25 protein-coding genes and 1 pseudogene are annotated in these 24,291 nt (G+C 49.5%); 5 read left to right on the forward strand and 21 right to left on the reverse strand.

Annotation, left to right across the window (positions count from 1 at the left end; all coding sequences use genetic code 11):
* Positions 1-83 precede the first annotated feature (83 nt).
* Positions 84-1,241 carry a class I SAM-dependent methyltransferase gene (locus EGV91_RS12330; protein ID WP_135504176.1) on the forward strand — a complete coding sequence of 386 codons (1,158 nt, stop codon included), beginning with the start codon at positions 84-86 and terminating at the stop codon, positions 1,239-1,241.
* Complete coding sequence (locus EGV91_RS12335; protein ID WP_135504177.1) at positions 1,238-1,492, forward strand: hypothetical protein; 255 nt, start codon at positions 1,238-1,240, stop codon at positions 1,490-1,492. The genes EGV91_RS12330 and EGV91_RS12335 overlap by 4 nt, the downstream gene beginning before the upstream one ends.
* A 53-nt stretch (positions 1,493-1,545) precedes the next feature.
* Here EGV91_RS12335 and EGV91_RS12340 read toward each other — a convergent pair whose 3' ends face one another.
* The 4 genes from EGV91_RS12340 to nfsA form a co-directional block, all read right to left on the reverse strand.
* Positions 1,546-1,965 (reverse strand): hypothetical protein, encoded by a 420-nt coding sequence (locus EGV91_RS12340; protein WP_135504179.1) that lies wholly within the window; start codon positions 1,963-1,965, stop codon positions 1,546-1,548.
* Positions 1,966-2,057: 92 nt separating this feature from the next.
* Positions 2,058-2,780, reverse strand: a complete 723-nt coding sequence (locus EGV91_RS12345; RefSeq protein ID WP_135504180.1) for an alpha/beta hydrolase — start codon at positions 2,778-2,780, stop codon at positions 2,058-2,060.
* 24 nt (positions 2,781-2,804) lie between these two features.
* A complete protein-coding gene (locus tag EGV91_RS12350; protein WP_135504182.1) occupies positions 2,805-3,419 on the reverse strand; it encodes an NAD(P)-dependent oxidoreductase in 615 nt (204 codons plus the stop codon).
* 11 nt (positions 3,420-3,430) lie between these two features.
* On the reverse strand, positions 3,431-4,162 hold the full coding sequence (nfsA, locus tag EGV91_RS12355; RefSeq protein ID WP_135504184.1) for an oxygen-insensitive NADPH nitroreductase: 732 nt from the start codon (positions 4,160-4,162) through the stop codon (positions 3,431-3,433).
* A gap of 102 nt (positions 4,163-4,264) precedes the next feature.
* On the opposite strand from nfsA, the gene EGV91_RS12360 reads away from it, so the two are divergent.
* Complete coding sequence (locus tag EGV91_RS12360; protein ID WP_135504185.1) at positions 4,265-4,819, forward strand: M15 family metallopeptidase; 555 nt, start codon at positions 4,265-4,267, stop codon at positions 4,817-4,819.
* 153 nt (positions 4,820-4,972) lie between these two features.
* Here the strand turns inward: EGV91_RS12360 and EGV91_RS12365 are convergent, their stop codons facing one another.
* Both EGV91_RS12365 and EGV91_RS12370 read right to left on the reverse strand, forming a co-directional pair.
* Positions 4,973-6,244: an ABC transporter permease gene (locus EGV91_RS12365; RefSeq protein WP_135504187.1), complete on the reverse strand. Its 1,272-nt coding sequence runs from the start codon at positions 6,242-6,244 to the stop codon at positions 4,973-4,975.
* Positions 6,234-6,932, reverse strand: a complete 699-nt coding sequence (locus EGV91_RS12370; RefSeq protein WP_135504188.1) for an ABC transporter ATP-binding protein — start codon at positions 6,930-6,932, stop codon at positions 6,234-6,236. The genes EGV91_RS12365 and EGV91_RS12370 overlap by 11 nt, the downstream gene beginning before the upstream one ends.
* A 205-nt stretch (positions 6,933-7,137) precedes the next feature.
* Between EGV91_RS12370 and EGV91_RS12375 the strand changes: the two genes are divergently transcribed.
* Positions 7,138-8,184, forward strand: coding sequence for a bifunctional glycosyltransferase family 2/GtrA family protein (locus EGV91_RS12375; protein ID WP_135504190.1), 1,047 nt, complete (start codon positions 7,138-7,140; stop codon positions 8,182-8,184).
* Positions 8,185-8,223: 39 nt separating this feature from the next.
* On the opposite strand, the gene EGV91_RS12380 is transcribed toward EGV91_RS12375, so the two are convergent.
* The 11 genes and pseudogenes from EGV91_RS12380 to EGV91_RS12430 form a co-directional block, all read right to left on the reverse strand.
* Complete coding sequence (locus EGV91_RS12380) at positions 8,224-8,505, reverse strand: glutaredoxin family protein (RefSeq protein WP_135504191.1); 282 nt, start codon at positions 8,503-8,505, stop codon at positions 8,224-8,226.
* 24 nt (positions 8,506-8,529) lie between these two features.
* Entirely contained in the window at positions 8,530-10,986 is a 2,457-nt protein-coding gene (locus tag EGV91_RS12385) for a heavy metal translocating P-type ATPase (protein WP_135504193.1), read from the reverse strand.
* 22 nt (positions 10,987-11,008) lie between these two features.
* A complete protein-coding gene (locus EGV91_RS12390) occupies positions 11,009-11,467 on the reverse strand; it encodes a CopY/TcrY family copper transport repressor (RefSeq protein WP_135504195.1) in 459 nt (152 codons plus the stop codon).
* 134 nt (positions 11,468-11,601) lie between these two features.
* Positions 11,602-12,305: pseudogene (locus EGV91_RS17540) on the reverse strand (cytochrome c oxidase assembly protein).
* Between the two features lie 94 nt (positions 12,306-12,399).
* Positions 12,400-12,897, reverse strand: a complete 498-nt coding sequence (locus EGV91_RS12400; RefSeq protein WP_135504197.1) for a DUF2243 domain-containing protein — start codon at positions 12,895-12,897, stop codon at positions 12,400-12,402.
* Between the two features lie 63 nt (positions 12,898-12,960).
* Positions 12,961-13,956, reverse strand: coding sequence for a GNAT family N-acetyltransferase (locus EGV91_RS12405; RefSeq protein WP_135504199.1), 996 nt, complete (start codon positions 13,954-13,956; stop codon positions 12,961-12,963).
* 5 nt (positions 13,957-13,961) lie between these two features.
* Positions 13,962-14,624: a Dph6-related ATP pyrophosphatase gene (locus tag EGV91_RS12410; RefSeq protein WP_135504201.1), complete on the reverse strand. Its 663-nt coding sequence runs from the start codon at positions 14,622-14,624 to the stop codon at positions 13,962-13,964.
* Positions 14,625-15,207: 583 nt separating this feature from the next.
* Complete coding sequence (gene fumC / locus EGV91_RS12415; protein ID WP_135504203.1) at positions 15,208-16,590, reverse strand: class II fumarate hydratase; 1,383 nt, start codon at positions 16,588-16,590, stop codon at positions 15,208-15,210.
* A gap of 95 nt (positions 16,591-16,685) precedes the next feature.
* Positions 16,686-18,176, reverse strand: a complete 1,491-nt coding sequence (locus EGV91_RS12420; RefSeq protein WP_135504204.1) for a UDP-N-acetylmuramoyl-L-alanyl-D-glutamate--2,6-diaminopimelate ligase — start codon at positions 18,174-18,176, stop codon at positions 16,686-16,688.
* Between the two features lie 221 nt (positions 18,177-18,397).
* A complete protein-coding gene (locus EGV91_RS12425; RefSeq protein WP_135504205.1) occupies positions 18,398-19,111 on the reverse strand; it encodes a hypothetical protein in 714 nt (237 codons plus the stop codon).
* A 71-nt stretch (positions 19,112-19,182) separates the two neighbouring features.
* A complete protein-coding gene (locus EGV91_RS12430) occupies positions 19,183-19,716 on the reverse strand; it encodes a P-loop NTPase family protein (RefSeq protein WP_135504206.1) in 534 nt (177 codons plus the stop codon).
* A gap of 239 nt (positions 19,717-19,955) precedes the next feature.
* On the opposite strand from EGV91_RS12430, the gene EGV91_RS12435 reads away from it, so the two are divergent.
* Entirely contained in the window at positions 19,956-20,156 is a 201-nt protein-coding gene (locus EGV91_RS12435) for a cold-shock protein (protein WP_006830093.1), read from the forward strand.
* Positions 20,157-20,382: 226 nt separating this feature from the next.
* Here the strand turns inward: EGV91_RS12435 and EGV91_RS12440 are convergent, their stop codons facing one another.
* From EGV91_RS12440 to EGV91_RS12455, 4 genes are all read right to left on the reverse strand, one after another.
* On the reverse strand, positions 20,383-22,026 hold the full coding sequence (locus tag EGV91_RS12440) for a serine hydrolase (RefSeq protein WP_135504208.1): 1,644 nt from the start codon (positions 22,024-22,026) through the stop codon (positions 20,383-20,385).
* Positions 22,027-22,155: 129 nt separating this feature from the next.
* Complete coding sequence (locus EGV91_RS12445) at positions 22,156-23,193, reverse strand: F0F1 ATP synthase subunit beta (RefSeq protein ID WP_135504209.1); 1,038 nt, start codon at positions 23,191-23,193, stop codon at positions 22,156-22,158.
* A 167-nt stretch (positions 23,194-23,360) separates the two neighbouring features.
* Positions 23,361-23,816 carry a GNAT family N-acetyltransferase gene (locus tag EGV91_RS12450; protein ID WP_135504211.1) on the reverse strand — a complete coding sequence of 152 codons (456 nt, stop codon included), beginning with the start codon at positions 23,814-23,816 and terminating at the stop codon, positions 23,361-23,363.
* Positions 23,816-24,268 (reverse strand): hypothetical protein, encoded by a 453-nt coding sequence (locus tag EGV91_RS12455; protein WP_135504212.1) that lies wholly within the window; start codon positions 24,266-24,268, stop codon positions 23,816-23,818. The genes EGV91_RS12450 and EGV91_RS12455 overlap by 1 nt, the downstream gene beginning before the upstream one ends.
* Positions 24,269-24,291: the final 23 nt, after the last annotated feature.

The raw sequence follows: 24,291 nt of genomic DNA on the forward strand, positions 1-24,291 counted from the left end.
CCCTGGTTTCCAAACGCTCCAATCGCCCTTTTCGAGCCAGCCATGATAAAATGGAAGCATTATGTGCAACGAAAGGAAATCCAATGGACATCCAAACTATGAACGAAGAATTGGCAGCCCGCATCAGCCAGCGGGAATTGGTAGCGGGCACGATCAGCCAGCCGCGCTTAAAATCCAATAACATCAAACGCATTAAACTGAAGCCTGTGGAAATCAAAAATCAATACTTCATCCAATTCGAATATCAGTATGAACATGTACTGAAACATGAAAACCTGTCGATGCAGGAAGCGGCTGCGAAGCTCGAGTCTTTGTTCGAAGATTTCCGGCAAGGACTCTTCCAGTTCACGGCAGAGAAAGTGCAACTCCAATTGTCGAAGAAATTCAAGGTGTCGTGGAAAACAGAAAAAACGGCGCAAAAAGCCGCTGAACTTTCCCATAACCGCAAAAAACGCTACCTGCTGGAGGACGGCATCCCTTATCCATTCCTAGTGCGGCTTGGCGTCCAAAATCCGGATGGCAGCGTGAAAAAACAGAAATACGATAAATTCCGCCAAATCAACCGTTTTATCGAGTTCATCGACGATGCGCTTGCCCACCTTCCGAAAGAACGGCCCGTGCGGATTCTCGATTTCGGTTCTGGGAAATCGTATTTGACGTTTGCCTTGTACCATTATTTGCGCGTCGAAAAAGGACTCGACCTGCGCGTCACCGGACTCGATTTGAAAAAAGAAGTCATTGAGGAATGCCAGCGCATTGCCGACGACCTCTCTTACAGCCAACTGGAGTTTTTGGTCGGCGACATCAACGATTACAATGAAGAATCGGCAGTGGACATGGTGGTCACGCTGCACGCCTGCGACGTCGCAACGGATATGGCGTTGTCGCGCGCCGTGAAGTGGAACGCCAAAGTCATCTTGAGCGTCCCTTGCTGCCAGCACGAATTGAATAGCCAAATCGATGCACCAGAACTTGGGCTTATGCTCCAGCACGGCTTGATCAAAGAACGCTTCAGCGCACTTGCGACGGATTCCATCCGCGCGGAGCTGCTGTCGCTTGTCGGCTATGAAACACAATTGGTGGAGTTTATCGACATCGAAAACACACCGAAGAACATTTTAATCCGCGCGTATAAAACCGGACGCAAGCCTGCACCCGGCCAATTCCAGCGCTACAAGGAATTCACCGGGCTGCTTTCCGCCAAACCTTTTCTTGAAAACGAATTAAAGGAGCTCTTATGAAAAAGAAAAATCTTGTCAACGGCATGATCCTCGCCTTCTCGGTCGTGCTGATCCGCTTTATCGACGTCCGGGTGTACGATATGAATCTTTTGGTGACTTTATTGCTCACTGCGGGCCTTATTTTCGTTCTGATGAAAGTCGTCGACCGTATCCCTTCACTGGACGAACCGGTTTCAAAACGGACTGCGGCAATCACCAATACCATTGTGGTCCTCACCATCTTTCTGGCATTTTTCGTCTTGGGCCTGTAAACGCGAAAACCGCCTTTCCATTTCGGAAAGGCGGTTTTTTTATGCGTTTCTGTTCAAGGACGGTTGGAATTAGGTTCTTCATCCGCTTCTTTATCGATAACTTCCTGGATGTAACTTTTGACAGGTTCAAGCGTCAATTCCAATCCACTTGTCTCCAGATGGTTTTGCAAGTAATCGAGCTGATGCTCTTCCACTGCGTAGGACTGCAGATTCAACACATTGTTTATGTAGAGCATCCCTTCGTTTGTCGCCATAGGTGCAGGAGAAGCTTGCTGTTCCCGCTTTTCCACTTCTGCCATGCCGATAGCCAATCCTTCATCGATCAATTCTTCCATCAATTCTGCGTAGCGCGCCTCGCCCAATCCTTCAGAAAGCCTGGCGTCCAGCTTTCTCACTTCATCTGTTGAAGCCTCACGGTAATATTGGGCGTAATAGGCCATCAGCACTTGTTCCTTATCCATCAGTTCTGCCACGGAAATCCCTCCGGTAAAGTGTCATTTACTGGTTTATTCCCTTTTTTGATGATTATTATGCATGCAATGCGCTTTTCAAAAATCATGTGCTTTTATTTATTCGCCATCCAGTCCAGTAAAGCCTGGGCCACTTGGTCTTGCTGGTCGAGCGGACTGATGGCGGCGGGCAAGTCGTTTTTCTGCTCGCCGTACAAGCCGAATTGGGCATGGTTGCCGCCAGCTATTTCAATGAATTCACTGTTCGCCGAAAACAGCATCTGCCGTTCTTTGATGTCTTGCGGAAGCGTCAAGCCATCGTTTTCCGCAGACACCGACAGCATCGGCAAATCACTCAACGCAAAATCACCAACAGGATAGGCCGCCAGAAAATAAAGGCCGGCGAGCTCGTCCTGATGTTCTTCTGCGTACTGGGCAGCGGCTACGCCGCCAAGGGAATGCCCGCCGATAAACCATTTTTCGACTGCCGGATAAGTCGCGATCACTTCGTCAGCTTTGCCCGCAGCGAGGATTGGAAATTTCAGCGGCATGTCCGGTATGGCTACCGTGTAGCCTGCGGCTTGCAGCTTTTCAGCCAGATAGGCGTATGCAGCAGCTTCCACTTTCGCACCTTGGTACAAAATGACGCCTTTGCCGTTCGGTTTTTCCGGCTGGAAAATCAAGCCGGATCCGTCCCGTTCGAGCGCATCAACAGCGACGCGTTCTTTCAGTTCAGCGCTTGGCCCATAATCAAATTGCGCATAAATCACAAAACCGGCAATTGCCGCCAAAAGCACGGCGATAGCTGCCAGCAATAACCGGACGCTCCATTTCACCATAAATTCCAGCTCCCCGCTGTCCTTTTAATACGCAAGGCCGACACGGCGCTGCAGGAATTCCGGATGCGCCAGCAAGTTATAGGCAAACGCAGCCGTGTCGCCCACCGTGATTTCCTTGCCGCCTTCCGGAAGCAGGTCTTTTTCTGTGCGGTAATTGCCGCGTGCTTCGCCATCTGGCAGGTAGGTTGGACAGACGATTGTCCAATCCAAAGCGCTGTTTTCCAGCTCGCGGTACATTTTTTCATGTTCTTCAGCTGCAAACGTCAATTTTCGGTTGGAGTCGCCGCCTTGGTAGCGCAGCAGTCCCGGTGACAGCCGGCTGTCGAGGATGCCTGCTGTGCCGATGGCAATGATGCGCGAGACGCCATGCTTTTTCATCGCGGCCGCAATCAATGGCGCAGCTTCCGAAAGCGTTGTCGTGCGGCCGGTTCCGATTGCGCTGAAAACTGCGCCAGTGCTGGCAATCACGCGTTCGACGTCTTCGGCTTTGCGCACGTCGCCGACGATCATTTCCAAATTCGGGTGCGGTTCAAGTTTTGTTGAGCGCACGAGTGCTTTGACATGGTGCCCGTCAGCAAGGGCCTGTTTCAGTATCTGTTCGCCGACACGGCCAGTTGCACCAAAAATCGCGATTTCCATAGGTATCCCCCTCATTTAAAATGATAGCCTTTTTTCGCCAGCACTTCTTTAATGTCCGGACGCTTTGGCGTACTCAGGAACTGCGCCATCTGCTGCGTCCATGTCGCCTGTTTCTGGTTCGTGCTGCGCGCTTCGTAATAGTTCTGCACAGTGGCATCGTATGCCGGCAATAAGCTGCTATATTTTTCTTCGTCATAGTCATTTTCATGCAAAATCGCTTCCACCGGCAACCGCGGCTTCACTTCATTGGCTTCGTTCGGCACGCCGATTGTCAGCCCGTAGACAGGGAACACGCCCTCCGGCAAACCGACCAAGTCGCTGATCGCTTGCATATTATTGCGCACGCCGCCGATATAGCAGATGCCATAGCCTTTCGATTCCGCCGCAAGCGCCAGATTTTGTGCCAGCAGCCCGACGTCCGTCACGGCGACGATCAGGTTTTCCGCTTGGTCAAAGACAATCGATCCGCCCTGCAATTCCGCCGCATGTTTCAAGCGATTGTAGTCCGCACACATCAACAGCACGGCGCCAGCGCCTTCCATTTGCTTCGCATTTTTGGACAATTCCCCGAGCTTCTTGCGCTTGTTGCGGTCCGTCACCCAAACGATCGAGTAAGCTTGCACAAAATGCGAAGTTGCCGCATGCTGGGCCGCCTCGATCAATTCGCTTAGCTCCTCCCGGCTCAATTGCTTGTCTTTGTAATCACGCACGGATGCGTGGGATTTCATCAATTCAATAACCATTCTCCATTGCCCCTTTCCAGTCTTTCCTCTATCCTATCAAAAACTTTCAGCAGATACCCTCGCGACGATTTTTGGTACAATAAAAGCAGAGGGGTGAAACGATTGAAACAGCTTAAAACCGCTTTTTCCGTTCTTTTTTTATTGGTCCTTGGCGGTTTTTCATTTATATGGATTCAACGGGAAATGGAGTTTCGCGAAGAATTGAAGCAGCGTCCGATGCCTTCGGGCTTGCATCCCATAATCGAAGAAAAGCGCGATGAACTCGTCCGCCTGGCTTCAGCAGCCGGCATCGACATCATTATCACCGACGGGTTCCGTTCACGCGATGAGCAGGACCGGCTGCATGCCCAGGGGCGGAGTGCGCCGGGCAATGTCGTGACACAAGTACAAGGCGGCGGTTCGTACCACAATTACGGCCTTGCCATCGACTTTGCTTTGCGTGACGGCAACGGCGGCGTTGTCTGGGACATTGAGCGCGACGTGAACCGCAATGGCGAGAGCGACTGGTTCGAAGTGGCCGCCATCGGCAAAGAGCTCGGGTTTTCATGGGGCGGCGATTGGCGGCGTTTCAAGGATTACCCGCATCTCGAAATGACGTTCGGCTTGTCGATCAAAGAGCTGCAAGAAGGCTACCGGCCCGAGGATGTCATGGATTAGGCCCTGACAATCACCGCATCACACCGGCGCTGTTGAATAGCACGAAAAACCCGCGCGATTCCAATGGAATCGCGCGGGTTTTATCGTATACGTCTGCATGGCTAGCAGGTATTTTTATTTACTTGCAACAGCTGCATTTGCCGTCTGCAGCACCTATAATTCCTGACGCAAAGCCTGAATCACATCGATTTGCGTCGCTTTGCGCGCTGGACGCCATCCGGAAATCATAGCGACCCCGATGCTGATGGCTGCTGAAATCGCGACCAGCTGCCACGGAATAACGGAAATCAGGATATTGAAATCCCCCGTTTCTTCTTCTCCAAGCGAGCTCATGACGATCATCGGCACTAGCCAGTTCGCGAGCATGCTGATGCCATAGGAAATGATGACTGCCAGGACGGTGCCGATGATGCCGATTGCCGCACTTTCCATAAGGAACAGGCGCTGAATCAATTTCGGTTGTGCGCCGATCGCTTTCATGACGCCGATTTCACGCGTACGCTCTGTCACAGCCATCGTCATCGTATTGAATATGCCGATCGAAGCGATTAAAATCGCAATCGTTCCAACAAAAATCAACCCTGCTTTCAATAGCGTGAAGAACATGTTCATCGACCCCAACTCTTCCGTAACGGAATAGACGTAATAGCCATCCTTTTTCAGCTTTTCCGTGATGCCTTCTACGTATTGCAATTCGTCCGCATAAACGAGCACTTCACGTGGCGTCTCTTCGGTCCCTAAGCTTTTTGCAATGATTTTACTCCATGATGCATCCGCATAAATCGAGCTGTCCATCATCCAGTCTTTCGCCGGCTCTTCTGTAACTCCCGCTACTGTGAATTCCCGGATGACAGGCTCACCTTCCCCTTCAAATGGCTTCAGCTCGATTTCGAAAGTCTGGCCCACCAAACTGCCGGCAAAACCATCCAACTCTTCCCCTTCGGCAGCGTTTTCTTGTTCTTCCTCCGTTACGAGCGACTGGGCAAAATGATAGCCCACCAGCACTTCTCCTTCGGCAGCGGGCATGGCGCCATCCGATAAAGCAAGCCCTGCTTTTTCTTCATTGCCATACTGGACAAACACCAAATCAGCATATGCACTCCGTTCTCCTAAACGAGCTTCTCCTTCAGCCTGTGGCCGGCTCCGTTCTGCTACGGCTTTGACGTGTGGAATTCCGCGCATTGCTTCCGCTTCCTGGGGCGTTATCACACTGTCTGAATCTTCCTTGCCAGGAACTTCGATTTTCGTTACGGTCCGGTTTTCCAAGATATCATCTGACAAGGTTTTGTGCAGGCCGAAGCCGACTGAAGCCAGGACAATGAGAAAAGCACAGCCCATTGTAGCTGCGAGTATCGTCGTCGCCACCCGCAGTTTGTTGCGTTTCATGTGCTGCCCGATAAACCCGAGCTGATCTTTAAATTGCATGGCGCTGCACCCCTTTCACTAATTTCCCATCATGCAGCCGGTACTGCCGGTTGGCAATTCCCGCCACTTCATCATCATGGGTAATAATCACGAATGTCACGCCAAGATTGCGGTTGAGCGAACGGATCAAGTCCAGTATTTCCTGCTCTGTTTCAGAGTCGAGGCTTCCGGTCGGTTCATCCGCCAGAATAACCGGCGGGTTGGTGATTAACGCACGAGCGATGCTGACGCGCTGCTGCTGGCCTCCTGACAGCTCATTCGGATAATGGCTGGCGACTTCTGACAACCCGACTTCCATCATCAGTTTTTCCACCACCGCTCTCCGCTCCGGCGCTTTCATGCCTTTTATCTTCAATGGCAATTCGATATTTTCAAAGGCATTCAGCCCCGGCATCAATTGAAAACTTTGAAAGATGAAGCCAAAGTTCTTCAGCCGGAAATCTGCCATCTCTGATTCTTTCAGCGAAGAAATTTCCTGCCCGCCGACTGCCACCACCCCGGATTCCGGAACCATGAAGCCCGCCAGAATGTTCAACAGTGTCGACTTGCCCGATCCGCTTTTCCCTAAAATCGCGGCAATCTCTCCTTGTTTGACGTGGAGTGTAATCTCTTCCAATACTGGAATTTTGCGTTCATTTCCTTTTTTGCCGATTGCAAAAGAATGGGATAGCGTGTTAATTTCAATCATTGTTATGCCCCTTTCTACTTCCTGCCTTTAGTATAAGAGGTAAATCTTAACAAACAGTCCTGCCTTTTCTGAAGAATTCCTTAAGAATAGAGTAAGAGCCATCGAATAAGGGTAATTGAGTACTAAGTATTTAGTCATATAAAACCTTATATACTATGTGGAATTGCCGTAGCACATTCTAAATTGCGCAAAGGGGGACAAGCAGATGATGCACATTGCTGTCGTAATTCCAGCATATAAACCAGGCAGCAATTGCCTCGACTTGATTGAGGACATACTGGCTGCCGGTTTTCCGCATATTATCGTCGTCGATGATGGCAGCGGCCCCGAATATGCCGATTTTTTCAGCTCCCTTCTCTCCATCCCGCAAGCCACTGTGCTGCGGCATGCTGCAAACCAAGGGAAAGGGCGCGCCCTCAAAACCGCATTCCATTACATAGTCAACGAACAATTGCCGTTCGATGCCATCATCACCGCCGATGCCGATGGCCAGCATCTGGTTTCGGACATGATTAAACTGAGCCGGGAAATGGCTGAAGAACCGAACCACGTCGTTCTCGGGGCGCGGGATTTCAACCATAAGGAAGTGCCTTTCCGGAGCCGCTTCGGCAATCGTTTCACCCGCTTGCTGTTCAGGCTGTCCACTGGAACTGTGCTGACCGACACCCAGACAGGGCTTCGGGGCATACCGGTCAAATACTTGCCCCGGCTGCTCGGTGTCCTCGGCGAGCGCTTTGAATACGAGATGAACGTTCTAGCCGCATTAAAGAAAAATTACATCCCGATTTCAGAAGTGCCAATCCAAACCGTCTACCTTGATGCCAATAAATCGTCGCATTTCAATCCGCTCAAGGATTCATTCCATATCTATAAAGTGTTCCTGCTTTATGGAATTTCGGGTGCCGCTTCGTTCGGGCTGGATATCGGCCTTTATTGGATTTTCATCCAGCTGTTGCGCGATGAAGCGCCCGAGCTGTTCATCATTTTCGCTACCATTGCAGCACGCGTGCTGTCGTCGCTGTTCAATTACTATATCAACCGCAATAAAGTGTTCAAACAAGGCAGCCGCCAGTCATTTTACCGCTATTATCTGCTGGCCGGTTTTATCATGCTGTTATCTGCGGCTTCTGTCCATCTGCTCTACGCTGAATGGCTTGGCCGCGGGGAAGTCATCTTGAAGGTCATGGTCGACGCCGTGTTATTCATCTTCGGATTTATCGCCCAGCGTGCCTGGGTATTCCGGAAAGACTAAAAAAAGGCCGCTGCCCTCGATTGGGCAACGGCCTTTTACTTATAGGAGCGCAAACAAGCGCTTGAGCTCTTCCTTATTCTCTTCAAAGCCGATAAAATGGTGTTCCAGCCTGCGCTTTCCGAACAGCCCTCTCTTATAGAAAGCGAACAATGGCACGATGCGGCTGCCGGATATCTCTTTCATATCGATCTCCAATTCCTTAGCCGCTTCGACATCCTTGTGTTCGTAGGAAATGCCATGGGCCGCGAGATAGGTCTTGGCATCCTGGCAGTCGCTGCAGGTGGGGCGCGTATACAGCACCATTTCCATTCCTTTGCCCATCTTCATCCCTCCGTCAACGTTATCTTAGGCAACCGCCGGTTTGAAGCTTTTAAGCCTCAAGGCATTGATCAACACCGAAACGGAACTGAAACTCATGGCGGCGCCGGCAATCATCGGGCTTAGCAGTGGGCCTCCGAACAAATAGAGGATTCCCATCGCTACCGGTATGCCCAGAATATTATAGGCGAAAGCCCAGAACAGGTTTTGTTTTACGTTTTTGATTGTGGATTTGCTCAAATCCACTGCAGTCAAGACATCCATCAAATCGCTTCTCATCAGCACGATATCCGCTGATTCCATTGCTACGTCAGTGCCGGAGCCGATAGCGATGCCGACATCCGCCTGCGCCAAAGCCGGCGCATCGTTTATGCCATCTCCGACCATTGCCACAACCTTGCCTTCTGCTTGAAGTTTTTTGACTTCGTCCGCTTTATCCTCAGGCAAAACTTCACTCAGGACACGGTCCACCCCGACTTGTTTGGCGATTGCTTCAGCTGTCAGCTTATTATCGCCTGTCAGCATGGCGACTTCGATGCCCATTTTCTGCAGTCGGCGGATCGCCAAGGCACTTGATTCTTTGATTGTGTCAGCCACAGCAATTGCGCCAGCCAGTTTTCCGTCTGCTGCGATAAACATCAATGACTTCCCTTGGCCCGCCAAATTGTCGGCCGCTTCCGATAGGACGCTGAGCGAAATATTTTGGCTAGCCATTAACTTGCGATTGCCGATTGACACTTTGCGGCCGTCTATCTCAACTTCCAGGCCATGGCCTGGAATCGCCTTGAACGCTTCGCCTTTGCCAAGAAGCAGCCCTTTTTTAGCTGCCGCTTCAACAATCGCTTCCCCGATAGGATGTTCAGAACCTTTTTCAGCGGACGCCGCAAGCGCCAGCAATTGTTCTTCTGTTAATGTGCTGTCAGCCAACACAATATCAGTCACTTTCAACTTTCCTTCCGTAATGGTTCCTGTTTTATCAAAGACGATTGTTTGTATTTTATGGGTGGTTTCCAGCGCTTCACCGCTTTTGATTAATACGCCATGTTCCGCGCCTTTCCCGGTGCCGACCATAATCGCAGTCGGCGTCGCAAGGCCGAGGGCGCACGGGCAGGCAATGACCAATACGGAAATCGTGATCGTCAGCGCAAAGACAGCTGTCTGGCCGCCGAAATACCAGGCCAGGCCTGAAATCAATGCCAAACCGATGACAACAGGCACAAAGTATGCCGAAATAATGTCTGCCAATCGGGCAATCGGCGCTTTCGAGCCTTGTGCATCTTCCACCAATTTGATGATCCGCGCGAGCACGGTGTCTTTGCCGACTTTTGTCGCACGATAGCGGATTGCACCGTTCTTGTTGATGCTCGCTCCGACGATGGCGTCTCCCGGAGCTTTGTCGCTCGGCAAACTCTCACCCGAAATCATCGATTCGTCGACAGACGTGGTGCCTTCTGTAACGATTCCGTCCACCGGCATTCTTTCCCCCGGCTTGACGACGACGATGTCTCCTACTTCCACTTCATCGACAGAGATTTCACGCTCTTCGCCGTCTCTGAAAACAACAGCGGATTTCGGCGCCATCCCCATCAATTTTTTGATGGCTTCGGACGTTTTGCCTTTTGACAAGGCTTCAAAATATTTCCCTAAGGTGATCAACGTCAGAATGACTGCAGCTGATTCGTAGTACAGGTTATCAGCAGCGTGCTCGTCGCTTGCAAACATGAACGCTGTGACAACCAAGCTGTACACAAACGCCGCACTTGTCCCCAACGCGATAAGCGAATCCATATTCGGATGCCCTTTAAATAAAGTGCGGAATCCTACTGTGAAGAATTTCGCCCCTAAGATCATCACAGGAATGGTCAAAAGCAGCTGGATCATGGCAAAATTCGTGTGGTTGATTTCAGGATCGATGATTGACGGCAGCGGCATTCCGAACATATGCCCCATTGAGATGAGCAAGAGCGGCACAGTCAAAGCGGCGGACATCCAGAACCTTCTCCACATTTCTTTTATATGCTGCTGCTTTTTTTCCCGATCTTCATCAGCGGAATCGATTGTCGATTCATCGTCATGCGCTTCGTAGCCGGCGTCGCTGACCGCCGATTTGATATCCGAGATGGCCAAAACGGATGGATCATAGCGGATCACCATTTTTTCGGTGGCCATATTGACATTCGATTCAGCCACTCCCGGCAGTTTGCGCGTCGCTCGTTCAACGGCTTGGACACAGGAAGCACAAGTCATGCCTTCAATCACAAAACTTTTCACGACGCTGTCAGTACTTGCTTTATATCCCGCTTTTTCGACAGCATCCTGGATATCCTGCACAGAAACAGCCGCTTCGTCATAAACGACTTTCACTTTTTCAGTTGCCAAATTGACGTTCGATTCGTCTACTCCGGGCAATTTATTGACCGCTCGTTCGACCGCTTTTGCGCACGCTGCACAGGTCATGCCTTCTACATTCAATGTTTTTTCCATTACGCTCTCAACTCCTTGCTTGTTAGTGGCAATTTATATTATGTTCTTTTTTGCATTTACATTGGCCGGGAATACAATTACAAGGAACCGTATCAACCGCCTCACTCTTTTTCGCATCCAACGCCGCCTGCAGCAGCTGTATATCTTCATGGCTGAGCAATGCTTTCGAAATCATATCGGCGATTGTTTTGCCTGCTGCACGGCTGCAAATCTGTCCAAATAACCGGTCCGTCGCACTTTTTACACTGCCTTCTTCGCTGATGCCGGCCGAATAAATGAATTTATTGCCTTGCGGTGCTGCCAGCAGCATTCCTTTTTTGACAAGGCGCCCGATAAACGTTTTCGTCGTTGCCGGCTTCCAATCTTTCTTTTCCTGGAGCACTTCAATGATTTCTTTGCTTGTGGCTTGCTCGAGCGTCCAGACGACGCGCATGATTTCCCATTCAGCGTCTGTAATCTCCACTTTCTCTTCTACTGCCATAATGGCCCTCCTTCATTTACAGTTGTAATCGATTAATTTCAGTTTACGTTTGTAATCGTTATTTGTCAACCACTTAGTTCTTAAAAAAAACCTGCGTTTCCGCTCTGGGATTTCAGAGCGGAAACGCAGGTTTTTCATTTCAGCAAATTGCGCTGTGAACTTTCCTGTGGAGCAGTCGACTTGTACCATTGATAGCAAAGGATGATGATCAAAGCCAAGTCTATGGCATCTCCGCCGTAGTACATCAATAGCGCACCAGCCTCACCATCCGTTTTTCCGACACCGGGCGGCGGTGCAGCGTAAATCAGCTTGGCCAGGATTTTATGCGCGGCCAATGCGGCCATCAAGACTGCCGAACGCAAGATGAAGCCGTAGCGGTGCGAGCTTACATCGATATAAATGATGGACATCGTGAACAGGTAGCCTGCTAAAAAACGTGGAGATGGATAAATGCATACAGCCATTCCGACCGGTGCATCGCTTCGAAAAGACCCGTCAAGTAAAGTACGTATAACCCTCCGATGTTCAAGAAGGCCGCGGCCACCGGATGGCTGACAAGCTTTATGGACCGGCTTTTCAAGGCCCGGGACAGCTTTCTAGCTGCAGGAATGCTCAATGTCCTCAATAATAATGTTACCGGTTTTGCGTAAAGCAGCAGCAGCGGCGCCAACATTCCAAGCAATAAATGCGACGCCATATGCGCTCTGAAGTTCGAATGCGCCAGCTCAGCCAGCGGCCCTGAAAACACCGCTGCAATTGCCGCTAGCCCACCGCCCCAGAAAACATACCGGTGGAGCGGCCATTTCCTGTATGTCCTGCCTGTCACCAAAGCCGCCATTGGATACAAAACAAAAAGCGCGGCAAGCACAATAACTGCCGCCGCTTCAAGTCCTCCGAAAACCTGCTCGGCATGCCCATGTACTGCCACTCTATCATCCTTCTTTCGGTGCGGATTTTTTCAGCTGCATCAAAAGGGCAATGCCGATAACCAATAAAACCGCTCCAGAAATGTTCCACGCCAGATCATACGGCAGCTGCTCAACGCCATACCGAATTTGGTGGGTTTGCAGGACTTTGTGATCGATGATGCCATCGAACAGCTGGAACCCCCCTGATCCAAGGAAAACCGCAGCCACCCATCTTTTCATCCATACTGCGCTGCGCCTTCTGAGATCCGCAAACAGGAATAATCCGCCAATCGCGGCAAACCAGGCAAACGAATTCAACAATCCGTCAGCAAATATCCCGACGCGCGGAGTCGATAAATCATAGAAATGATGCCATTGCAGCAATTGGTGGAAAATCACTTCATCCACGAACGCCATTCCACCGATCCCGAACAGGAGCCCTGACCATAGATTACGCGAAGCGTATTCGTTGCGTAAATCTCCAGAATGATGCGCCTCTACTCGCTCCGACTGGACCTCCATCGAATCTCCTTCTTTCCTTTAGGTTTCTAAAAAAATACCCTTCCGGAAAATCTTCAAACCCATTCAACGGCCATGCGCCCAGGCAATGCGCGGGTCAATTTGGCGCGACATCCGCACCATGACCGGCTCGAATCCCAACCGTGGCCAGAAGTAAGAAGCCAAGTGATTGGCAGTGCGCCAGTCAGCGAAAATATACTCGAAGCCGTCTTTCTGCAATTCCGCAAAACAATGGTCAGCCATCGTCCTGCCTACTCCCCGCCCCCGAAGATCCGGGTTGGTCGATGCTGCGGGCAGCTCGATGCATTTCTCCGGAATGACCAGATTGTATGGATCGCCGTCTTTGTAATAAACATGGAATCCCGCTACTTGTTCACCTTGTTCAGCAATCCAGACATAGGAATTCTCTTCTTCCGACAGTTCCTCATAGCCCTTTTTCACTTCTTCCATCGTTTCTTTCGTGATGGGGTTCCACGACGGCGCAGCCGTTTGGTGGATGCTGTTCCACAAGGCCATCTTCTTATACAGCTGCACGTCCTCCGGGGTGCCTCGGCGAATCTTCAGCGGCGGCTGTGGCGATACGTTTTTTGGCTCGTATTTTTCCAACGGCAGCAGCGCGTATTTTTGTTCAAAATAAAACGACTGGTCGAGCCATTCATTCAATAATTTTTGTTCAGCAAGCGGCACCATCAATGCATGATGGAAATAGCCATTTTTCACCCATTCCGCTCCGGCGTCAGCGTAAAGCAGCCTCACCAGCCGGGGATGCTCATGTTCACTGACCGCAATCGATTCGTAGCCCATCCAGACATAGCGCCCGCGTTCAGCGCTTTCCTTGAACTCGTAAAGCAAATAGCCGATCACGTCGATGCCGCGGACTGCGACAATTCCCCCGACATAAGGGCGTTCCAGCATTTTGCGGATCACGCCTTCCGCTTCATCGATTTCTTCAAAACGCGCAGGCAAATAAGGGAAAGCCTTACGTTCGCGTTCCTGCCTTTTCGCCAGCAGCACAGCCATTTGGCGAATATGCTTTTCTTCCATTCCCATAAACTGAATCATCGCCCTCACTCCTTGGTTTGAAGTTTCACATCAAGCATATGGTAATTTCCGTTTATCACTTTATCGCCGAATTCCACCGGCACCGCCTCAACAAAAATCGGCCCATCGATAACCACCGTATGAAATTCGCCTTCTTCGCCGCAAGGATCGATGCCGATCGCTTCAAGCTCTCCGATCAGCCCTTCCGTGAATTCCCTGCCGAGAAACGCCGCATCCATCCGCGTCGCATCCACTACCGTAATGACCGCTTTAAAACCCGCTCTTACCAATTCCAGCAGCAAATCTTTGCGGGGCTCCTGCCACAGCGGATGGCTCGCTTCCATATCCGCTTCAGCACTCACTTTCAGCACCCATTGCAAATGATCGTCCAAATCGATATCGCCATAGACGCCCATTTCAATCCCTTGGGCCTTAAAGCTTTTCAGCTGGCGAATGAATTCTTCTTCGTACCCTGCCCAATCCGCTTTGCCGATGACAAGCGGCAAGCCCATCCGTTCCGCCTGCGCTTCCATGACTTCAAGCGGCAGGCCATGAGACCGCGACCGCACCCCATCCGGTTCAAACATCGTAAACAGCACCACCGGCACATTGCCGCCCATCACTGCCCGGTAATACGCCAAAGCCGAATCTTTTCCTCCGCTCCATGACATCATAAATGTTTTCTGCATCATGCACCTCTTTTGTTCTGATTGTTCTTTCCGCTACCTACTTCGACGCCCGCCGAATAAAACCCTTCGCAGGAAGCTCTGCTTTGAGACTATTAAGATGCTACTTATTTCCTTTTCACTGCGCTTCAGGCGGACGCTTTCCGCGGGCCTGGCTTCAGTCTCCTCGTCGCTACGCTCCTGCGGGGCCCTCAGCTCAGGCTTTGCCCGCTGGAGTCGCCGCCTTCCGCTTCATTCAAAGGTTTTTCTTAATAGCGAGTCATTTCTCTTATTAAAGAACATGAAAGGTAGAAGTTTCTGTACTTTGTTTAAAATCTCCAGATATGGAGCAAAACAGCGGAGAAAACCTTACTGCTCCTGCAGTGCTACGCACTTCGTCGCAAAGACTTGCCTTCGCAAGCTTCGGGTAAGTCTTGCCTGCGGGAAAGCGAGACAGCCGAGACCCCGCAAGCACGCGATAGCGAGCTGAGGAGGCTTGGCGCTCGCCCGCGGCAAGCGTAGCTGTTTTGCGGAATATCGTCACCCAAATCACCTTAACAAATGAAAAAGGCTATCGAAGATATCTCGACAGCCCTTTCTCTTCTATTCAGTTTCCAACCATGTTCTCCGGACGGACCCATTCGTCGAATTGGTCAGCCGTCAAATGGCCGCTTTTCACTGCGGATTCTTTTAACGTCGAGCCATCGTTATGAGCTTGCTTCGCGATTGCCGCTGCTTTCTCATACCCGATATGTGGATTCAAAGCCGTTACCAGCATCAATGAATTGCTTACGTGGTTCTGGATGACATCCAGGTTCGCCTCGATGCCGACTGCGCAATGATCGTTGAAGCTGACCAAGCTGTCTGTCAACAAGCGTACAGACTGCAGGAAGTTATAGGCGATAACTGGTTTGAAAACGTTCAATTCGAAATTCCCTTGGCTTGCTGAGAAGCCGATTGCCGCGTCGTTGCCCATTACTTGAGCAGCTACCATCGTCAATGCTTCGCTTTGCGTCGGGTTGACTTTCCCAGGCATGATCGAGCTTCCTGGCTCGTTTGCCGGAATCGTGATTTCGCCGATGCCGCTGCGTGGTCCGCTGGCAAGCCAACGGACATCGTTTGCGATTTTCATGGCGTCGGCTGCAAGCGCTTTGATCGCGCCGTGCGTGTAAACCATTTCATCGTGGCTCGTCAATGCATGGAATTTGTTTTCTGCTGAAACGAATTTCGTGCCGACAGATTCACTGATGAAGTCAGCAACCGATGGACCGAATGTCGGATCCGCATTGATGCCGGTTCCGACAGCAGTTCCGCCGATAGCAAGTTCGCGCATATATTCGACGCTTTCACGCACCATGCGTTCGCTCTTTTCAAGCATATGTCTCCAGCCGCTGATCTCCTGCCCCAATGTCAATGGCGTAGCATCCTGCAGATGCGTACGGCCGATTTTGATGACGTCATTGAATTTCTGCGCCTTCTCATCAAGCGTCGCCTTCAATTTTTGGATAGCCGGGATCAGGTTTTCTGTTACCGCTAAAACACCCGCCACGTGCATTGCTGTCGGGTATGTATCATTCGAGCTCTGTGACATGTTCACGTCATCGTTGGGATGGAGTTTTTCCTCTGACGATTGCTCCGCCAGGATTTCGTTTCCACGGCGCGCCAATACTTCGTTCATGTTCATATTGGATTGCGTACCGCTTCCTGTCTGCCATACGACAAGCGGGAAATGGTCGTCCCATTTACCTGCAATCACTTCATCCGCCGCTGCGCTGATCGCTTGCATTTTCGCTTCAGAAAGCTTGCCTAATTTATGGTTCGCTTTGGCAGCCGCTTTTTTCAATTCCGCGAAGGCCATAACGACTTCATGCGGCATACGTTCTGTGCCGATTGCAAAGTTTTGGACGCTGCGCTGAGTCTGGGCTCCCCACATTTTGTCCGCTTCTACTTGAATTTCGCCGATCGTGTCTTTCTCTGTACGATATTGCATTCCATTCACTCCAATTCAAAGTCGTTTATAAAGCTTCTCTTCTATATTATAAACACAAGATGGCAGGAAAAAGGGATTTTCCGCAGTGAAATACGCTATTTTAATCCTTCGAAATAGCTTTCGATAATCTCTTCATCCGAATGCGGCACAAATTCCCCGCGTATCTTCTGGGCTCCATTAATGCAGCCGCTCGACAAGAGGATAATGTCATCCGGACCGCTTTCACGCAATGCGGCCATTACCGCTTCACGGCGGGTGGGAACTGGCACGACTTGCTGTTTGTAAGGGACCGTAAACCCTTTGAGCACTTCATTGACGACGTCGTCCGGGTTGTTGAAGTCGGGATGGTCAACAGTGACAATGATGACATCCGCCTTGCCTTCAGCCGCTTTTGCCATTTTCGGCATTTTCCCGAAATCACGGATGCCGATGCCTGCAATAAGCGTGATCAAACGCTTATGGGGCAGCTTCTTCACTTCACGCATGACCAAGTCGAGCGCAACCGGCGTATGCGCATAGTCCAAAATGATTTTCCGGCCTTCCGGGCCTGCAATCATCTGGAAACGGCCTTCCACCTGCGGCATTCTTGGCAGCACTGAGATAATCTGCTCCATTGATGCGCCGGACAATAAAGCTGCTCCGATAGCAGCCGTTAAATTGGCCGCATTGTATTCGCCGAACAGCGGCACTTGGACGTCAAAAACCTGTCCTTTATAATGAAGGTCGAAGCGCATGCCCATCCCTGCACCTTCCAGCCTCGTCCAGATCAAATCTGCACCGGAATCTTCAAAATGGCTGTAAGTCAGGCCTGGATAATTGACGACGGCTAAAATCTCCTGTGCCATTCCTTTATCATCCAAATTGATGACAGCGTGTTTCGCCTGGCTAAACAACAGTAATTTACTTTTCAGGTAATGTTCGAATGTTTTGTGGTATTCCAGGTGCTCTTCGGAAATATTGGTATGGATGGCGACATCAAAATTAATGCCTTCCACACGCTTTTGGTCCAGTGCAATCGACGAAACTTCCATCGAAACCGCCTGGTCGCCGTGAGCCGCCAATTGTGAAAAAATTTGATGGATATCTGAAGAAATCGGTGTTGTAGGGGTGCTTTTTTTATACGGGAATTTCCCATCGGAATTAAAGATGCCTGTCGTGCCGATGAACCCGCAAGCGATCCCGAGCAAATTAAATAGGTTATAAACATATGTGGCTGTCGTGGTTTTTCCATTAGTCCCAGTGACCCCGACTTTGATCAGCCGGTCTTGGGATCTGCCGTGAAAAAGGATTGAAGCATGTGCAAGCGCATGGCGCACATCTGCTACTGCGACAAACGAAACATCCGGATAAAGCGGTACGTATTTTGTCAACGCCGCTAAATCGGAGCCGATAATCGCTGATGCCCCTTTTTCCAACGCTTCTGGAATATAAAGATGGCCGTCTGTATTTTCTCCAGTTACGCAGAAGAACGCAGCGCGTTCTGCCGAGTCTGCGGAATTGTATACAATCGAACTGATCTCCTGATTTTCAGGTCCAAACTGATCAATGATTGAAAACTCCGGAATATGGTCGAATTGTATATTCATTGGACACCTCTTAGTATAGAATTAATGCGTTTTTTGAAATTCCCTCCAATATAGTCATGACATTATTCTATCATTTCCCTACCCTACCGCAAACCGTTTCTTCCTTAGTTCTATAATTATTTGTGATTCCATAGTCTTAATCAATTTTATTCAGACAAACTTACAAAAATACCCATTAAAAAGCCGACAAAAAAGCATTATCGCTTTTTGCCGGCTTTATATTAAAGAACTGGTTTTGCAAATTGAATTTCATAATACCCTTTGGTGACCAAGAAGCCGATTCCTTCATATCCTTCTTCAAGCAAGGACTTCTGCGCCTCCAAATCATCAATCTTGGCTGCCGTGTGGTCCGTGTATTTAGGAGCAGGGTTTTTCAGGTCCTTGACCAGGATGTAACGCTGCATTCCTTCATATTTTTCTTTAAAGGCACCGATATGCATATGTTGGGAAAACTTATCCTTCAAGCTCGGGATGTTCATCGGGGCCACAGTACAGCAAACATAACGGAACTGTTCTTCCATCTTCGGCAATTCTTCCATGATGACTTCCGCCAATTTCTGTTGCAGCCTATTGCCGCGGTACTCAGGCAGCACCACTGAAATTTCCTGATAAATGACATGCGGCAGCTCTTCCGCCGGCAGCCCGAGATCATAGCCCAGATGCTCTTCGTCAATCTCCGGAATGAGCAGCGCCCTGAAGCCGATCAATTGCCCTTCGGCGAATGCACCGACCAGCAATCCGCGTTCATTCAATATGAACAGGAATTCTTCTGTGGTCAAGGGCTGCAGGACCGTTTTATCGGGCAATGAGTCGATGACCTTCTGCTGGACTTGTTCAATAATCGGCAAGTCTTCCAAGTACAGCCGCTTCATATGCATTGGCTGCTTTTCATGCAATTGCTGGTTTACGATGGTCCCTTCATATAGATGCGTCATGGCCATTCTCCTAATCGTCTAATTTATACCTTAAGAATAGCACGTCCCCGAAAAATCATCTTGCCTTTTTTTCAAGCAATCCGCTCTTTATCCACTGTTTCCAGAAAACCCGCTATCTCTTTTTTTCCAGATAACAAGATCACTTTATTGCCATCACGCGCTTCCAGGAAACTGCGCATTCTGCTGCGCATCTTCACTTTGCGCGCTGCATAGGTCGTCACGATAAACTTGAGAAATTCCCATTCCATCTTTTCCGGGCACCCTTCACCCATATCGGGGCGGGTCTTTCCGATATTCGACAGCCAGCGCTTTAAGACACGGTACAGGCAGACACGAAGCGGCAGCTCCAAATAAATGAACGTATCTGCCTGAGCCGTGCGGATATCGAAAGTTGAAGAATAATTGCCTTCAATGATCCAACGGTCCCTTTTGACGATATTGTACTGGACTGATTCGAACTCTTCCTTTTCAGCTTCTTGCCAGCCCGGCTTCCAATGGTAGGAATCAAGATGGTGGACTGGCAGATCCAGTATTCCTCCAAGATTTGCTGCAAAAGTCGACTTCCCGACTCCTGCAGATACACCCACAACCATTATTTTTCTCATCTAATAAATGCCCCCTTTTCGCGCTTAACCCTACGTTCTGCGCAGTTTTCCGTACAATGTCCAAGGAGTAGATTATACAATTTCATCATTTGGCTTGCAATATGTAAAAACCCGTGTTATTCTTAGGAAGAATTATTTTTGTTCGGATAACTTTTTACAAAGTGTCAGATGTCCATCTGCAAGATTTGAGCAAGGATAGTAATACAATGTATGCTTACGCATACGAGGAGGAAACACACATGGAACAAGGTAAAGTAAAATGGTTTAACTCAGAAAAAGGATTTGGCTTCATCGAACGCGAAGGCGGCGACGATGTATTCGTACATTTCTCAGCTATCCAAAGCGAAGGATTTAAATCTCTTGACGAAGGTCAAGAAGTAACTTTCGACATCGAGCAAGGCCAACGCGGTCTTCAAGCTACTAACGTACAAAAAGCTTAATTCTAAGCTACCTATTTCAGGCTCTTCTTCGGAAGAGCCTGTTTTTTGGTTCAATAAAAAGCGCAGCCCCGCGGCTGCGCTTTTTTTATTGCGTTGGATTCATTTGAAAATACCATTGGAACCCTAAAAAAATCAGAATAATCGCCAGCAGCGTTCCACCAACGATAAAAATCGCTATTTTTTTCCCTTCCATGCCTTCACCCCGTTTTAGATTAGATAACCAGTGTCATTTCTGTTCAATTAATGACCGTTCAACAAGTTTCATCGCTTCATATGCGCTTTCGCTATGATTGGCTAACACAGCAAGGATAGCTCCCTTATCAGCATAATAGGCCGATTGGAAGCTGACGCCCGGATCCCATCCAGTGACAAAGTATTTTTGTTCGCCGCCGCGTGACATCCAAACACCGTAGCCATAATCATTGTAGCGGCTCGACGCATGCGGCTTCAGCATCCTGGCAAGCATCTCCTTGGACACCAGCGACCCATCCATTAAATGCTCCCAGAACAAGACCATGTCCCCCGCTGTTGCGAAAGCACCGCCATCCGGTCCGCCTTTGATTGGAACCGCGTACTGGTTCGTCCGCCATGAATCGCCTTCGGAGATATAGCCATAAGCGGTTTCGGAAGGCAATTGGTCAAGGCTGAAATACCCCGAGTTCACCATGCCTGCCGGCGCAAAAATCCGTTGTTCCACAAACTCCGTAAACGGCTGTCCTGTTATTTTCTCAACTACCAGTCCTAGAGCGATAAATCCGGCGTTATTATACTGGAACTTTTCACCCGGTTGAAAAAGCATTTCTTTTTTATGGAAAAGAGGGATGAAATCCGACGCAGATTTCATCAAATACATCGGATGTGTTTTCCAAAGCTCTTCAAAGCTGGCGTTTTGCTCTTCATCGAAATAATCCGGAATTCCAGATGTATGTGTCAGCAAATGATGCAGCGTCACATCGAAATGAGGAAACGATTCCGGCAGCAAAGACGACAGACGGTCTTCAAAACTCAGCTTTCCTTCTTCAACCAATTGGCATATCGCCACTGCCGTGAAGATTTTGCAGCCAGATGCAATGGCGAAACGGGTGCCCAGCGAATTCGGCCTTTCATTTGCGCGATCCGCAAAACCTTTGGCAATCGTCCAAAGTTGTTCTTTCTTCAGTAGAACGACACCCGAAAACCCCATGTTCTCAAGCCCTTCTTCAACAGGCTTGGACGGGCGCGTCTCCAAAAAATGCCCTTCCTCGTCAATTTCAATCTGGCGCCCATCCACCAGCTCGATCGCCAACGGATGAACCTCGCTTTTTTGCTTTGAGAAATACCACACGCGCTTTGGAGCTACAAGCAGGATAAAAGCATCGCCTTGTCCGAGAAAATTCAACGCCTTCGCTTCGATGCCTTTATTGCCGCGCACTGGGATGTCCATATCTTCCAACTGCTCCCCGACCCTTTCAACGAAAGGCGTCGTGATGCTCACTTCACTGATGTTGAGCAAGGAGTCGATTGTGAAGTCCCCCATCCGGTCGACGTTCCGGCGGCCGATAAATTCAACGACATTGCCTGCAGGATCCTGGAAGTAGAATGCATCTGCATTGAAATTTGCGTAGAAAACTTCGTCCATGCCTTCCTGCCTGTTCAGCGAAACCCGCGAAGCGGCCCAGCTTTTGGCTAACGTGAATTGGTTGCCTGGAATATTGAACGCAAAATGGTAGACAGCTTTCCGCTCTGATTCTTTAAAAATCAAGGTGGAGCTCCCAATAGCCAGAGTGAAGCTGCCACTGTCTTCTTCGACAATGCGGAAGCCCATCTGGTATTCGTAAAACCCTTTCATTTCTTCCAATCGATCTGTAAATAAGGTCACTTTCTTGAACATGAAATCACCTCTTGCTATTAGCATACCGAATGTTCATCCATTTTTCCTCTTTTTACATCAAACTATTGTGCCTTTCCGGCTGTTGGACTTGCGCCGGCAAGATTCTTTGGACAATAAAAAAAAGAGGCATCATGCCCCTTTCAATGCTCCCGTATATTGCAACTCCGACAAGTCGCGGCCATCAGCCGCACCAGCCAAAATCGCTTCTGCTCCAGCCAATGTGTCCTGCAGCGAAACCGATGCCGCTTTTTTTCCACTGAACTCTTCCGCTACAAACAAAGGCTGGGTGAAATACGCTTCAAGCCGTTCGCCTCTGTGATAAACTTCCCTTTCATGTTGTGGAATCCGCTCTATTCCATGGACCACTGCGATTGACCGCAATTCACGGTAACGGCGCAAAGTTTTTTGTACACGCTGGCGAAGCTGCAGATGCCGTTCGCTCACCTCTGCTTCTTCGAGAATTGACGAAGCGGAATGCAAAGGGCTTAAAGCGGGATATTGATGCCGCGCCGCCAAATCCGCATCGAGTTGCCACAGCGTTTCCAGCGGCCCGAATGGGAAATCATCGTCGACCACTTCACCGGAAAGATCGACCAAAAGCGTTGTTGCGGTTTGCCCTTGCAACCCGTCCTGCAACTCGAATAATTGACCTGAATCGATGCGCCCTTTATCGGTGACAAGCACTGCATTGTCTCCATATCGCTTTAAAAGTTCCAAGGTTTCTGTGATCGAGCTGCTTGCATGGTCTGCCAGCTCCACGATGCCTTCAAGTTCAGGATGGATGCTTTCAGGCATCAAATACACCGTTTTAAGCTCTGTCCCTTTAAAGCGATGCAGCAATTCGGCGATGATGACGAGCTGGCCCATTCCAGGCCTTGCCACAATCCCGGTTGTGCCGCCTTTGACTAGCGGTGCGAAAAAATCAAATGCTTTGATCTGCGTTTCAATCATTTTCATCTTCTCCCCTCGAATGATCAATTCATCAACTGTGCAATTCGCTAACTTTGCAAGGCCTACCAGCGTTTTGACTTCCGCTTTCCCCAAGTCGATTTTGCCTGTGCAAAGGTTCGATACAGTTGCAGGCCGGATGCCGGCCTCTTTTGCAGCCGTTGTTAAATTGGGGACACGTTTTCTCAATAAAGCACAATTCAATCTGATTTCCTCCACATTACCCCTCCTCTTATTACTTTTAATAGTAATTTAAATTACTTTAAAGCGCAACACTTATTTCGCTAAAGCGAAATTTTCTTTTTGGAATGATGCAGTATTGCCCTAAATACCTTGCTCCTTTTTAATTTTGGGCATAAAAAAACCCTTCCGTATGTGGAAGGGTTTCAAAACAACTCGTATTCAAGCCGGACCATGTCCTCGCAGGGGATGCCGTTCTCGACAATCGGCTCCGGATAATTCCTCAGAAAAAATCCGCGGTCGATGGACACCATGCGAAATCCGCATTTTTGGTATAACGCCAGCTGGCCAAGGCTCGAATTGCCAGTGCCGATCAAAACTTTACGGAACCCCAAGCGTCTGGCTTCCGCTAAGGCATGAGAGATCATTTTTTTCCCAAGCCCGTTGCCGCGAACACTTTCAGCGACTGCAATGTTTTTGATCTCGGCAGCGGCCGCATCCAGCGGGAAAAGGACGAGCACACCTATTGTGCCACCGCCATTTTTCACAGCGTAGACCCGGCTTTCAGCGCAATAGGAATGAACCATCTTTTCCGAAGGATCCGCTTCAAGCAATAGCTCCATCGGCAGCGGTTCTTCTTTCCCGAGCAGCCGGATGTCCATTATTTCGGTTCTTTGAACCCTTGTTCAAGCAGGTAATCTTCAGCATCGCTAAACGTGCCGAAGGTTTCCTCGAGGTTCTTGCCTGTGTAAAGATTCCAGAACGGTTCTTCGTAGACCAGGTCCAATTTTTCATTGTCCCGGTTTGTCCATGTTTTGTCGTAAGGCGGCTCCGGTTCAAGCGACAGGTAATCGATTGAGTCGGCGACAATGCTGTGCAGCTCTTTTTCCGAGAAATCGCGGATGTTGACAAACCCTTTGTTGTCCGCTTTGTATTGCGGCAAGTTGCCGACATAAACAAAGCCGTTGCCAGTTGGATGAAGATGGTAGACGACGATTTTCTTGTCGTACAGGCTATCTTCGTAATGGAAGTTCACGCGTTTCATCGACACGTCTTTGCGTGTCAGGTCCGGAAACGATTCAATGATTTTCAGTTTTTCTTCAAATGTAAGCACGTTGGAAACCCCGTTTCATTTAG

The organism is Planococcus koreensis (assembly GCF_004761975.1).
GTDB classification, from domain to species: Bacteria; Bacillota; Bacilli; order Bacillales_A; family Planococcaceae; genus Planococcus; species Planococcus koreensis.

Coding starts and splice junctions, on each gene's coding strand:
- EGV91_RS12330 (WP_135504176.1), top strand. CDS start 84: ATGGACATCCAAACTATGAACGAAGAATTGGCAGCCCGCATCAGCCAG.
- EGV91_RS12335 (WP_135504177.1), top strand. CDS start 1,238: ATGAAAAAGAAAAATCTTGTCAACGGCATGATCCTCGCCTTCTCGGTC.
- EGV91_RS12345 (WP_135504180.1), bottom strand. CDS start 2,780: ATGGTGAAATGGAGCGTCCGGTTATTGCTGGCAGCTATCGCCGTGCTT.
- EGV91_RS12350 (WP_135504182.1), bottom strand. CDS start 3,419: ATGGAAATCGCGATTTTTGGTGCAACTGGCCGTGTCGGCGAACAGATA.
- nfsA (WP_135504184.1), bottom strand. CDS start 4,162: ATGGTTATTGAATTGATGAAATCCCACGCATCCGTGCGTGATTACAAA.
- EGV91_RS12365 (WP_135504187.1), bottom strand. CDS start 6,244: ATGCAATTTAAAGATCAGCTCGGGTTTATCGGGCAGCACATGAAACGC.
- EGV91_RS12370 (WP_135504188.1), bottom strand. CDS start 6,932: ATGATTGAAATTAACACGCTATCCCATTCTTTTGCAATCGGCAAAAAA.
- EGV91_RS12375 (WP_135504190.1), top strand. CDS start 7,138: ATGATGCACATTGCTGTCGTAATTCCAGCATATAAACCAGGCAGCAAT.
- EGV91_RS12380 (WP_135504191.1), bottom strand. CDS start 8,505: ATGGGCAAAGGAATGGAAATGGTGCTGTATACGCGCCCCACCTGCAGC.
- EGV91_RS12385 (WP_135504193.1), bottom strand. CDS start 10,986: ATGGAAAAAACATTGAATGTAGAAGGCATGACCTGTGCAGCGTGCGCA.
- EGV91_RS12390 (WP_135504195.1), bottom strand. CDS start 11,467: ATGGCAGTAGAAGAGAAAGTGGAGATTACAGACGCTGAATGGGAAATC.
- EGV91_RS12400 (WP_135504197.1), bottom strand. CDS start 12,897: ATGGAGGTCCAGTCGGAGCGAGTAGAGGCGCATCATTCTGGAGATTTA.
- EGV91_RS12405 (WP_135504199.1), bottom strand. CDS start 13,956: ATGATTCAGTTTATGGGAATGGAAGAAAAGCATATTCGCCAAATGGCT.
- EGV91_RS12410 (WP_135504201.1), bottom strand. CDS start 14,624: ATGCAGAAAACATTTATGATGTCATGGAGCGGAGGAAAAGATTCGGCT.
- fumC (WP_135504203.1), bottom strand. CDS start 16,590: ATGCAATATCGTACAGAGAAAGACACGATCGGCGAAATTCAAGTAGAA.
- EGV91_RS12420 (WP_135504204.1), bottom strand. CDS start 18,176: ATGAATATACAATTCGACCATATTCCGGAGTTTTCAATCATTGATCAG.
- EGV91_RS12425 (WP_135504205.1), bottom strand. CDS start 19,111: ATGACGCATCTATATGAAGGGACCATCGTAAACCAGCAATTGCATGAA.
- EGV91_RS12430 (WP_135504206.1), bottom strand. CDS start 19,716: ATGAGAAAAATAATGGTTGTGGGTGTATCTGCAGGAGTCGGGAAGTCG.
- EGV91_RS12435 (WP_006830093.1), top strand. CDS start 19,956: ATGGAACAAGGTAAAGTAAAATGGTTTAACTCAGAAAAAGGATTTGGC.
- EGV91_RS12440 (WP_135504208.1), bottom strand. CDS start 22,026: ATGTTCAAGAAAGTGACCTTATTTACAGATCGATTGGAAGAAATGAAA.
- EGV91_RS12450 (WP_135504211.1), bottom strand. CDS start 23,816: ATGGACATCCGGCTGCTCGGGAAAGAAGAACCGCTGCCGATGGAGCTA.